This is a genomic window from Streptomyces sp. NPDC096132 (assembly GCF_044763345.1).
Lineage (GTDB): Bacteria > Actinomycetota > Actinomycetes > Streptomycetales > Streptomycetaceae > Streptomyces.
Genome location: NZ_JBIWGA010000018.1, coordinates 73,545 through 85,508, shown reverse-complemented (window position 1 = coordinate 85,508; position 11,964 = coordinate 73,545). Strand labels below are relative to the sequence as shown.

Genomic DNA, 11,964 nt, shown 5'->3' with positions numbered 1-11,964 from the left:
GAGAAGGGATCTGTGTGATCCACGCTAGGAACGTGGCGCCCGCTTCCCCGCCGATACGGCCTCCGAGAGCCGGTCTTCACACACAACTCCCATGAACGGAGGCACGGCGATCCGACATGATCGAACAACACCACGGGGTGCGGTGCGCGCGACGGGAGACAAGCGACATGAGTGACCGGACGTCCACTGACGACGCCGCGTCGCCGCCGCGACTCGGACGGCTTCTGCTGGTCGACGACGAGCCGGCGATCCTGGACTCCGTCGGGCGGTTCCTGCGGTTCATCGGGTACGACGTCCGCACCGCCGCCACGGCGAAGGAGGCCCTGACGGCCGCGCGGGACTTCCTGCCCGAACTGATCCTGCTCGACGTGATGCTGCCGGACGGCGACGGTTTCGAGGTGATGCGGCGCCTGCGCGCGGACGGTCTGCCGCACGCCGTCGTCTTCCTCACCGCCCGGGACACCCGGCAGGACCTGGTCAGGGGCCTCACGGCAGGCGGTGACGACTACATCACGAAGCCCTTCGGCCTGGACGAGGTGGCCGCCCGGATCGGTGCCGTGCTGCGCCGTACCCGGCGTACCGGCCGAGAGGACCCGGTCCTGCGGGTGGCGGACCTGGAACTGGACCAGGCCATGTACACCGTGCGGCGCGCCGGGGCCGCCATCGACCTGTCCCCCACGGAGTTCCGGCTGCTGCGCTACCTGATGCTGCACAGCGGACGGGTGGTCCCTCGTGCCCAGCTCCTCGAGCACGTCTGGTCGTACGACTTCAACGGAGATGACACCGTGGTCGCCACCTACGTCAGTTATCTGCGCCGCAAGCTCGACCCGCTGGGCCCCCCGCTGATCCACACGCAGCGCGGCGTCGGCTACAGCGTCCGGGAGCCGGGGTGCTGAACCGTATCCGGCGGTGGCCGCTGCGGACCCGGCTCGGCACGCTCGTCACCGCCCTGTGCGCGTGTGCAATGGCCGCAACCGCGTTCGCCTGGGTCGTCAGCGGGGACGCGGCCGTCATCGTGACCGTCGAACTGGCCGGGCTGACCGGCGTGGCAGTGGTCAGCACCGCGGTGGTGCGCCGCGAACTGCGCCCCCTGGAGCGGGCCGCGGACACCGCCGACGCGATCGCGGCCGGCGGTTTCGGCCACCGGCTCACCGTGGCCGCCACGGACCCGACCACCGAGGTCGGCCGGCTCACCGAGGCGCTGAACGGCATGCTCGAACAGATCCAGGCCGCCCTCAGCGCACGCGAGCGGTCGGAAGAGCGGATGCGCCAGTTCGTGGCCGACGCCTCGCACGAGCTGCGCACCCCGCTGCAGTCCCTGCGCGGCTACGCCGAGCTCTACCAGCGGGGCGCGCTGCCGGATACGGCCGCGGTCGACGAGGCCGTGGAACGCATGCTGTCCGAGATCCACCGGATGACACGGCTGGTCGAGTCCCTGCTGACGCTGGCCCGGTTCGACGTGGAGGACGCGGCGGACCTGGAGCCGGTCGACCTCAGCCGGATCGCCCACGACTCCTGCCGTGACGCCGCCGCGGTGGAACCAGAACGTCCGTTCCGGTTGGCCATCGAGGCCGAAGTGGTCGTCCTCGGCGACGAGGCACAACTGCGGAGCCTGCTGGCCAACCTCCTCGGCAACGTCCGTATGCACACGCCCGCCGACACGCCCTGTCGCGTCGAGGTGCGTACGACGGGAGACGAGGTACTGCTCCGGGTGGAGGACGAGGGACCGGGCATCCCCGAGGACGCCGTCGCCCACGTCTTCGACCGCTTCTACCGTGCCGACAAGGGGCGCAGCCGCACCCGCGGGGGCAGCGGGCTCGGTCTGGCCATCGTCGCCGCCGTGTCGGAACTGCATGGCGGCCGGATCCACCTCGACAGCGGCCCCGGCCGCGGCACCCGGCTGGATGTCGTGCTGCCCCTCATCGATGACCGGCACTTCCCGTGAACGCTATCCCTGCGAACAAAGGAACACCATGGCCAGGATCACGGACAGGACGGTCCTGATCGTCGGGGCCTCGTCGGGAATCGGCGCGGAAGTGGCGCGCCTGCTCGCCCCCGGCGGGAACCGGTTCGTCCTCACGGCACGGCGCGCCACCGAACTCGCCGCGGTGGCGGATGAGGTGCGTGCGGCGGGCAGCGCCTGTCTGGACCTCCCCGCCGACGCCCTGGACCCTCGGGCGGCCGCCGAAGTGGTGAAGGCAGCGGTCGCGGAGTTCGGCGCCGTCGACGTCGCGCTGCTCAACGCCGGCCAGGGCCCGGACATGCCGATGGACCAGGTGTCCGTTGCCGACGTCTCGCAGATCATGGCACTCAACTACGACGTGGTGGTCAACTACCTCGTCCCGCTGGTCGGGCAGATGGGAGGCCAGCCGGCCGGAGGCCTGATCGCGCACACCAACTCGTTGGCGGGTCTGATGGGCCTTCCCCGTCAGGGTCCGTACTCGGCGGCGAAGGCAGCCGCGCGCACGCTCCTCAACGCGGCGCGGGTCGAACTGGAGCCCCGGGGCATCCGGTTCACCTCGATCCACCCCGGCTTCGTCGCCACCGACCGGATCAGTGGGGACGGCTTGCCCAAGCCGTTCCAGATCAGCCAGGAGCGAGCGGCACGACACGTCGTACGGGCCCTGGAGAGGGAACCGGCGCAGGCCTACTTCCCGTGGCCCACAGCGGCGTTGGTACGCACGCTGCGAGCTCTGCCCACGCCGGTGTCCGCGCTCCTGCTCAGGAGGTTGGCCTCCGGCCAGGAACGCGGCGCCGTCAGGCGCGTCCCTCCAGTTCGGCGAACTTCGCCTCCAGGTCGCTGAGGAACTTCTCGCTGTTCGGGATCATTCCCGCGATCGTCCGGACCGTGGTGCCGGCGGGGGCGGGCCCCGATCCGCCCTCGATGAACTCGGCCGCCTCCGGGATGTAGGAGATCAGCAGGTCCTTGAAGACACGGGCGGCCTCCTCGCGGTCCATCAGGGCGTCGATGTCCATGTCCACCGACAGCGGGGGCAGTTCGGCCGCCTCGGAATCGAGCGTCACCGTCCAGCTGTGGCGGCCCGATCCGACCCCGACGATCTCGTCGCCGTCCGGCAGGAGGACCTCGGCGGTGGTGTTGGGCGGCACGAGCGCTTCGACGGTCAGTTCCGTCCCGGTCAGGGTCCAGGAGACCGCGGCCTCACCGTACGGAGTGCGCAGCTTCGCGCCCGCGTGGGTGAGGTCGCCGCCCGGGCGGGGCTGGATGCGCAGGCGCCGGTAGCCGGGGGCGGCGGGGGCCAGGCCGGCGACGGTGCGATGCAGCCAGTCGGCGACGGCGCCGAGGGCGTAGTGGTTGAAGGAGGTCATCCCGCTGGGGTTGACCGTACCGTCGGGCAGCAGGCTGTCCCAGCGCTCCCAGATCGTGGTCGCGCCCATGGTGACGGGATACAGCCAGGACGGGCACTCCTTCTGCAGGAGCAGGCGGTACGCGGTGTCCGCGTGGCCGGTGCGGGTCAGGGCGTCGCAGATCAGCGGGGTGCCGACGAAGCCCGTGGCGATCTTGTGGCCGTGGCCGCGGACCAGCTTCGCGAGCCGCTCGCCGACGCGGGCGCGCTGGGCCTCGGAGTCCAGCAGCTCGAAGCAGATCGCCAGGGCGTACGCGGTCGGCGCGTCGGACATCATCCGGCCCGCGCCGGTGACGTACTCCTGCTGGAACGCCGTCCTCACCTCACCGGCCAGGGCGCGGTAGCGTTCGGCGTCCGCGGTGTGGCCCAGGATCCCGGCGGTGCGGGCGAGGAGTTCGGCGGAGCGGGCGAAGTACGCCGTGGCGACCAGCTCGCCCGGGGTCGCGGCGCCGTCGGGCCGCCCGGCGGGGGCCGTCGGGTCGAGCCAGTCACCGAACTGGAAGCCGCTGTCCCACAGCCGGCTGTCACCGGCGAGCGAGGCCACGTGCTCCACCCAGGCCCGCATCGAGCCGTACTGGGCGGCCAGCACACCGGTGTCGCCATAGCGCTCGTGGAGCACCCAGGGCACGAACACGGCCGCGTCGCCCCAGGCCGCGGTGGGGGTGTCGGCACCGGCCACCCCCACTCGGGGCACCACGAACGGCACCACGCCGTCCGCGCCCTGCTCGACGGCGAGATCGGCGAGCCACGAGCCGAGGAAGCCGGCGCTGTCGTACAGGTACGAGGCGGTCGGCGAGAAGACCTGGATGTCGCCGGTCCAGCCCAGCCGCTCGTCACGCTGCGGACAGTCGGTCGGAACGTCCAGGAAGTTGCCCCGCATGCCCCACACCACGTTCTCGTGCAGGCGGTCGACGAGCTCGTCGGAGCACTCGAACGATCCCGTGCGCTCCAGATCCGAGTGCACCACCACGGCGCGTACCGCCGAGGGATCGAAGCCGTCCGGCTGTCCCATGATCTCGGCGTACCGGAAGCCGTGGAAGGTGAAACGGGGCTCGAAGACCTCCTCGCCGTCTCCGCGCAGGATGTAGCTGTCGGTCGCGGCGGCCGTGCGCAGGGGCCTGGTGCACAGTTCGCCGTCCTCCAGGATCTCGGCGTGCCGCAGGGTGACCTGGGTGCCGCTCGCTCCGGTCACGGTCAGCCGCAGCCGGCCGACAAGGTTCTGGCCGAAGTCGAGGAGTGTCCTGCCGGAGGGGGTGGTCGTCACGGAGACCGGGGCGATCTCCTCGATCCGGCGTACCGGAGGGCCGTCGGGCGCCACGAGGGTGCCGAGGTCGCGTTCCAGGACGCGCACCCCGCCCCAGCCGGACTCGTCATGGCCGGGCCGCGACCAGCCGGAGCGCTCCAGCCGGGCGTCGTACGCCTCGCCGTCGTAGATGCTGGAGGAGAGGAGTGGACCGCTCGCCGCGCGCCAGGACCCGTCGGTCGTGATCCGCTCGGTCGTACCGTCGGCGTACTCCACCTCCAGCTGGGCCAGCAGGGCGAGGCGGTCGCCGTAGACCGCCCGGGTCTTGCCGTCGAAGCCGATGCGGCCCCGGAACCACCCGTCGCCCAGGACCGCGCCGATCGCGTTGCGGCCCGGCCTGAGCAGGTCGGTGACGTCGTGGGTCCGGTAGCGCAGGCGCTTGTCGTACGCCGTCCAGCCCGGCGCCAGGACCTCGTCGCCGACGCGGACGCCGTTGATCTCCGCCTCGTACACGCCGAGCGCGGTGGCGTACAGGCGTGCCCTGCGCACGGGACCGCGCAGCTCGAACTCACGGCGCAGGAACGGCGAAGGCTGGTCCGCCTGCGGGTCCTCGTCCCAGTCCGGGGTGACGAAGACGGCCGACCAGTCGTCCGGAGCGAGCAGCCCGGCCTCCACCGGTGCCGGCGTGCTCCACGCGGAGACCGCGCCGTCGGAGCCGGTGACCCGGACCCGGATGTCGGCCCTACCGCGCGCCGGGAGCGCGTCGAACGGCCAGGGCACGAGGACGGAGTCGGCCGACTCGACCCGCGCCGTGACGGCGGGATCGTCGCTGTCGGGCACGGTCAGCTCGATCTCGTACGCCGTCTGGGTCCAGTCCGGGACCTCGGTGAGCGTGGTCCACGACAGCCGGGGGCGTCCGGTTCCGAGACCGAGCGCATCACGCACGTGCTCGAACCGGACGTCGCTCACGACACCCGTCCGGTCAAGGGCTACCTGACTCACAGTGGTCCTCACTCTCGTGCCTGGCACGACCGCGTGCCTGTATACAACGTAAGCCGCCGCATTGAATCGATTCAAAACCCGCGGGCGAGAACAGGCCGCCCGACAGGGGTGGCCATAAAGATCCAGACAGCGACTCAAAAAGTTATGGACGAAACCCTAGCCATGAATCCCGAACGTAGCTAGGTTTCCGCCATGTGAACTTCTCGTTCACGCTAAATCCCACCGGCTCAGAGGCCTACGGGAGCCGCACCCACTCCCTTGTCCGCCCCGCCCTCGCCTCACGGCAGAACAGCCGAGACGAGACAGGTTGACAAGCCGAGATGCCACTCCCAGCATGACCGCCACGGAATTGAAAGGTTCCAACTAGCGGGCACGTTTGCGCCGTTGCCCACCCCTCGGACGCGTCGTTCGTGTCGTACGAACCTCCCCCACCGCCACGACGAGGTCCCCCAGCCCCAACCGCCGCTCACCACCCTCCCTCCAAAGAGAGGCCACATCGCCGTGCCTTCCTCCACCACGCCCTCGCCATCACCCGCGACCACACCGGCACCAGCGGCCAAGACCCCCCGAGCCGGCATGGGCGCCCGTCTCGCTCTCGTCGCCCTCGCGCTGATGTGGCCCACCCAGCTGCTGTCGCTGGCCGGCCTGCTCGGCGGCAACGCCCAGGCCTCGGTGGCGATCCACTTCCGCACGACCGAAATCGCCTGGTTCATCCTGGTCAACGCGCTGGTCGGCACCGTGATCGCGCCGTTCGTCGTGAAGCTCTCCGACTTCTACGGCAAGCGCAACGTCATGATCGTCATCACCGTCGTCGGTCTCGTCGGCGACATCATCGCGGCTCTGGCCACCAACTACACCACGCTGCTCGTCGGCCGTGGCATCGCCGGCTTCTACGCCCCCATCGCGGCCCTGGCCTACGCGTCCGTCCGTGAGCTGTTCCCGCCCAAGCACGTGGGTGCGGCCAGCGGCGTGATCGGCAGCGGCATCGCCTTCGTCGCCATCGGCGGCCCCTTCCTCACCGGCTGGGTCATCGACTCCTTCGGGTGGCGGGGTGTGATGTGGTCGCTTGCCATCGCCACGGCCATCGGTCTGGTGCTCCTGCTCACGGTGGTCCCGGAGACCCCGCACCGGGCGGAGCGGACCAAGGTGAACTGGCTGGGCGGCGTCCTCCTCGGCGGCGGCGCGGCGGCACTCACGTACGGCATCGGCAAGGGGGGCGAGTGGGGCTGGACCGATTCCAGCACCCTGTCCTTCTTGTTCGGGGGCGTCGCGGCGATCCTGCTCTACGTCGTCTCCGACCTCAAGGTCACCCACCCGCTCTTCGACCTGACGATGGCGTCCCGTCGTGGCGTCTGGTCCGTCTTCCTGGCCACCGCACTGATCGGCGCGACCATCTTCGGCACCGGCATCATCGGCCAGCTTCTGGTGCTCTACCCGAAGATCCCCCAGGTGTCCGACGGGCTCGGCATGACCGCCACGCACTACGCGGTGATCGGCATCCCCGCCAGCATCCTCATCCTGGTCGTCGGCTTCGGCACCGGTGTCGCACTGCGCAAGATCGACGCCCGCCTGCCGCTGGCGCTCGGTGCCGCGTTCGCCGCCGTCGGGTTCCTGCTCCAGCGGAACTGGCACTACACCAGCGTCCAGCTCATGCTGCTCGGGATCTTCTCCGCGATCGCCATGGGCCTGATGGTGTCCTCCATCCCGGTCCTGATCATCGAGGCGGTCAGCCCCGAGGAGCAGGCCACCGCCAACGGACTGCAGAGCATGGCCCAGGGCGTATTGACGACCATCGTCACCCAGATCGTCTACGTGATCCTCGCCAAAGACAGCACGGTGCTCCAGGGCACCCGCTTCTACCAGGACGCCGGCTACAAGAACGCGATGCTGTTCGGTGCCGTCCTGGCCGTGGTCGGACTGCTCTCCGTCGCCCTGGTCCCGAAGCTCAGGCGTGCCGAGGAGGTCGAGGCGGGCGAGGCTGTGGCCGCCGCCTGAACACGTCCCCCTCTCCGGGGTCGCCGCCCGAGCACTGCCCCGTCGCGGCGGCCCCGGATCCCCCACCCGCCCGCCCGAAAGGCAGGAACGGCCCATGACCCGTCGGCAGACGGTGGACGAAGCGGACCTCACCCGGCGCCTCGACGCCATGTCCCTCAAAGAGAAGGTGACCCTGCTCACCGGCGGCGACGCCTGGACCCTGACACCGGTCGTCGCCGCCGGCCTCGCTTCCCTCGCCTTGTCCGACGGACCCGCGGGCCCCCGCGGCACCGCCTTCGGTGACGCCGTGACCCCCTCTCTCCTCTTCCCCAGCCCCACCTCTCTCTCCGCCGCCTGGGACGAGGAGACCGCGTACGAGGCTGGTCGGCTGATGGGGCTCAAGGCCCGGCAGATGGGCATCCACGTCCTGCTCACCCCCACGGTCAACCTGCACCGCTCGCCCCTGGGCGGACGGCACTTCGAGTGCTACTCGGAGGACCCGCTCCTCACCGCCCGCACCGCGGTGGGCTTCGTCAGGGGCCTGCAGGCGACCGGCGTGGCCGCCACCGTCAAGCACTTCGTGGGCAACGACTCCGAGACCGAACGGACGACGTATGACGCCCGGATCGACGAGAAGACCCTGCGCGAGACCTATCTGGCTCCCTTCGAGTCCGCCGTGAAGGAGGCCGGCGCGTGGGTGGTGATGGCCGCCTACAACGCGGTCAACGGCACGACGATGACCGAGAACGAGGAACTGCTGAACGGCCTGCTGAAGGAGGAGTGGGGCTTCGACGGCGTCGTCGTCTCCGACTGGCAGGCCACCGGCTCCACCGAGGCCTCGGCCCTGGCCGGTCTCGACCTGGTCATGCCGGGGCCCGACGGGCCGTGGGGCACCGCGCTGCTGGCCGCCGTGGAAGACGGGCGGGTTCCCGAAGCCGTGATCGACGACAAGGTCCGGCGCATCCTGCGGCTGGCCGCCCGGGTCGGCGCGCTGGACGGCGTGGACGCGCCGGAGTCCGCGCCCGTGCCCGAGGACGTCCGCTCCCGCATACGGGATCTTGCGGTCCGCGGTTCCGTACTGCTGCGCAACGACGGACTGCTGCCCCTGCGCCCGGACGCCCTGCGCAAGGTCGCCCTGATCGGTCCCAACGCCGTCCGTTTCGCCACGCAGGGCGGCGGCAGCGCCCACGTGACCCCCGAACACGTCGTCACCCCGCTCGAAGGGCTGCGCCGTGCGCTGGGAGACGGCGTCGAGATCACCGTCCACCAGGGCGCGTTCCCGCATGCGAGGCTCCTGCCGCTGGGGGGTGGCACCGCCACCGACCCGGTCAACGGTGAGCCCGGTGTACGGCTGGAGTACCGGTCGGCCGACGGAACCGTCTTGTCCGAGGAGCACAAGGCCCCGGCAGCCAACTGGTTCCCGCTCCTGCTCGCCGACGAGGTGACGGAACTGTTCGTACGGACCCGGCTCACACTCCGGGAATCCGGCGTCCACCGGCTGTCGGTCATCGGCCCCGGCCACATCACGCTGCACGTCCCGGGGCACGCACCGCAGACCCACGAACAGCTCCAGGACGACGACGACATCGTCTCCCTGGCGCTCCGCCCGCCGGCCCACACCTTCGCCTTCCCCGCGAGCAGGGGCGAGACCGAGATCCTGGTGCGCTTCCGGCCGCAGCGTCACCTGCCGTACCCGATCACCCTGCTGGGCCTCGGGTACGACACCCCTCGCGGTACCGACGAGGAGGAACTGGACGCGGCCGTCACCGCGGCCGCCACAGCCGATGCCGTCATTCTGATGGTCGGCAGCGACGCCGACACCGAGACCGAGAGCGTCGACCGCGCGACCCTCGCCCTGCGCGGCCGACAGAACGACCTCGTGGAACGAGTCTGCGCCGCCAACCCGCGCACCGCTGTCGTCGTGAACGCCGGCGCGCCCTACCTGCTCCCCTGGGCCGACCGGCCCGCCGCCCTGCTCTGGTCCTGGTTCCCCGGCCAGGAGGGAGGGGACGCCATCGCCGACGTCCTCACCGGCTCCGAGCCCGGCGGCCGTCTGCCCACCACCTTCCCCGCCGCCAAAGCCGACGTACCGGTCCTGTCGACGCGGCCGGTGGACGGAACGCTGGACTACTCGGAAGCCGACCTGATCGGCTACCGCGCCTACGCCGCGCGCGGCACCACGCCCCTCTTCCCCTTCGGCCATGGTCTGTCGTACACGACCTGGGACTACGAGGACTTCGTCGTGACCGGAGACATGGATCGCGGCCTCTCGATTCGCGTCACGCTCCGCAACACCGGGACACGTGCGGGCCGCGAGGTCGTCCAGGCATACCTTGCCCCGGCCGACGACGAGCCGCAGCGTCTCATCGGTTTCGCCGCGGTCGAGGCGGCGGCAAGCGAGGCCGTGATCGCCACGATCACCGTGCCGGCCAAGGCCCTGACCGTCTGGAGCGCCGTCGGCCGGGTTCCGCGTTCCGGGCCGCACCGGCTGCGCGTCGGACGTTCGGCGGCCGACCTGCGACTGACCGCCGCCGTACCTCGCGCGTCGTGATCACGATCAGCTCCCCGGCGAACCCCCGCACCCATGAGTGAAGTACGGTCTGACCGTGAGCACACCACGCAAACCCAGGGGCCCCTATCGCAAGGGACTGGAGCGCCGCAAGCAGATTCTGCGGGCGGCTCTCGAGGTCTACAGCGAGCAAGGCGACCGCGGCTCGTCACTCAAGGAGATCGCCGACCGTGTGGGCATGTCCCAGGCAGGTGTGCTGCACTACTTCGACTCCCGGGAGGACCTGCTGCTGGCTGTGCTGGCCGAGCGGGACGCCCTGGACACCGAAGCGGTCGTCGATGTGATGTCGCCGGGCGAGGCGGTGGCCCGGACCGTCGGTCACAACGCCCGGCAACCAGGTCTGGTCGACCTGTTCGTGACCCTGTCGGCCGCCGCGTCGGACCCGGAGCATCCCGCCCACGCGTTCTTCAAGCGACGGTACACGGAGCTGAGCGCGCAGATCCAGAACGGCCTGGATCACGGGCAGCAGCAAGGACGGATCCGCGGGGACGTCGACTCCGAGCTCATGGCACGACTGCTGCTCGCGGTGTCCGACGGCATCCAGCTGCAGTGGCTCCTGGACCCGGGCGTGGACATGACCGTGTTGGTCGAGGCGTTCAACCGGATGTGCGCCCCCGACGTGGGCGAGAGCCCGGGCCCCGCGCCGGTCGGCGAGTCCGGCTGACACGCGCGTCTGTCCCTACGGGGAGAACAACCGCGCCGACGTCGCCTCGGCGATGCCTCAAGCACCTACGCCCTCCGCGGCGCCCCGTCCACCCTGCCGGGGGTAGTCATGCCACATCCGCGACCAACGGTCAGCCAACGCGGTCGCGCGCACGCAGCGCCGAGCATGGCGGTACCTTTCCGTACCTGGGCATGCGACGCGAGCGAAGAACGCCCGCCACGAGGCCGTTCCGGGCGGTCCGCCGACGAGGTCGAGCGAGCCGCACACCATGAGCACGCGCATCACAGACGAGGAACAATGAGCTCGCACTTCCGCCATCTCGCGGCTCTCGGGAGCTCGTTCGCCGCAGGCCCCGGGATCGAACCGATCGCGAACCGAGCGGCAGGGCGCTCGGCACGCAACTATCCTCACCTGGTCGCCCGGCGGCTCGGCGCCGAGCTGACCGACCTGACGGTGTCGGGAGCGACGACCGAAAACGTCCTGGACGCTCCGCAGCGCCGTATGCGGAGGGAATTCCCGCCGCAGCTCGAAGGGGTGCCCTCGGATGCGGATCTGGTGACGATCACGGTGGGTGGCAACGACCTCGACTACATCGGCAGCATGTTCATGCTCGGCATCGCGGGCCGGCTGTCGTCCTCCCCCTGGACCCGGCCGCTGCGGGCGGTGCTGCTGCCCGGACCCGACGTGCCGAACCCGACGGCCGAGACAATCGAGCGGGCCACCGCCCGCCTCTGCCAGGTGGTCGAGGCGGCGCGTGGCCGGACACCCGGCGCCCGGATCCTCCTCGTCGACTACCTGACGGTCATCGGGCCCGGCACCCGTCCCAGCCGTGCGGCGCCTTTCGACGAGGCCGGCATCGACGCACTGAGGCGGCTGGGAGAGACGGTCTCCCAGATCTTCGGGGCCGCCGCATCCCGGTCGGGTGCGGAGCTCGTGCGGATGGGGGAACTCAGCCGTGGGCATGCACTGGGGTCCGCGGATCCATGGGTGAGCGGACTGCCGGACCGTCTCCGTCATCTCGGGAAAGTGGCGCCGTTCCACCCGACCGCGGAGGGCATGCGGTCTGTAGCGGACGCCGTCGTCGAGCACCTGAAGACGTGAACGCCGTCGCCGGGAGGTCCGTGCTCGGCGAGAACGAGCTGTTCGG

Annotated in this window: 8 protein-coding genes; 7 read left to right on the top strand and 1 reads right to left on the bottom strand. The window is 70.8% G+C overall.

All coding sequences use genetic code 11. The features are described 5' to 3' along the window. Nucleotides 1–167 precede the first annotated feature (167 nt). The 3 genes from ACIRF9_RS35100 to ACIRF9_RS35090 are packed head-to-tail and all read left to right on the top strand — an operon-like array spanning nucleotide 168 to nucleotide 2,804. On the top strand, nucleotides 168–896 hold the full coding sequence (locus ACIRF9_RS35100; RefSeq protein ID WP_403830612.1) for a response regulator transcription factor: 729 nt from the start codon (nucleotides 168–170) through the stop codon (nucleotides 894–896). After that, nucleotides 890–1,945, top strand: coding sequence for a sensor histidine kinase (locus ACIRF9_RS35095; protein ID WP_403830610.1), 1,056 nt, complete (start codon nucleotides 890–892; stop codon nucleotides 1,943–1,945). Before ACIRF9_RS35100 ends, ACIRF9_RS35095 begins: the two co-directional genes overlap by 7 nt. A 28-nt stretch (nucleotides 1,946–1,973) precedes the next feature. After that, on the top strand, nucleotides 1,974–2,804 hold the full coding sequence (locus ACIRF9_RS35090; RefSeq protein WP_403830608.1) for an SDR family NAD(P)-dependent oxidoreductase: 831 nt from the start codon (nucleotides 1,974–1,976) through the stop codon (nucleotides 2,802–2,804). Here the strand turns inward: ACIRF9_RS35090 and ACIRF9_RS35085 are convergent. Next, entirely contained in the window at nucleotides 2,758–5,577 is a 2,820-nt protein-coding gene (locus tag ACIRF9_RS35085) for a glycoside hydrolase family 78 protein (protein WP_403830606.1), read from the bottom strand. The genes ACIRF9_RS35090 and ACIRF9_RS35085 overlap by 47 nt on opposite strands. A 609-nt stretch (nucleotides 5,578–6,186) precedes the next feature. On the opposite strand from ACIRF9_RS35085, the gene ACIRF9_RS35080 reads away from it, so the two are divergent. The 4 genes from ACIRF9_RS35080 (at nucleotide 6,187) to ACIRF9_RS35065 (ending at nucleotide 11,918) form a co-directional block, all read left to right on the top strand. Further along, nucleotides 6,187–7,605: an MFS transporter gene (locus ACIRF9_RS35080; protein ID WP_403830604.1), complete on the top strand. Its 1,419-nt coding sequence runs from the start codon at nucleotides 6,187–6,189 to the stop codon at nucleotides 7,603–7,605. Nucleotides 7,606–7,699: 94 nt separating this feature from the next. Further along, nucleotides 7,700–10,135, top strand: coding sequence for a glycoside hydrolase family 3 protein (locus tag ACIRF9_RS35075; RefSeq protein ID WP_403830601.1), 2,436 nt, complete (start codon nucleotides 7,700–7,702; stop codon nucleotides 10,133–10,135). A 55-nt stretch (nucleotides 10,136–10,190) separates the two neighbouring features. Continuing rightward, nucleotides 10,191–10,817 carry a TetR/AcrR family transcriptional regulator gene (locus ACIRF9_RS35070; RefSeq protein ID WP_403830599.1) on the top strand — a complete coding sequence of 209 codons (627 nt, stop codon included), beginning with the start codon at nucleotides 10,191–10,193 and terminating at the stop codon, nucleotides 10,815–10,817. Nucleotides 10,818–11,114: 297 nt separating this feature from the next. After that, nucleotides 11,115–11,918: an SGNH/GDSL hydrolase family protein gene (locus ACIRF9_RS35065; RefSeq protein ID WP_403830597.1), complete on the top strand. Its 804-nt coding sequence runs from the start codon at nucleotides 11,115–11,117 to the stop codon at nucleotides 11,916–11,918. Nucleotides 11,919–11,964 lie beyond the last annotated feature (46 nt).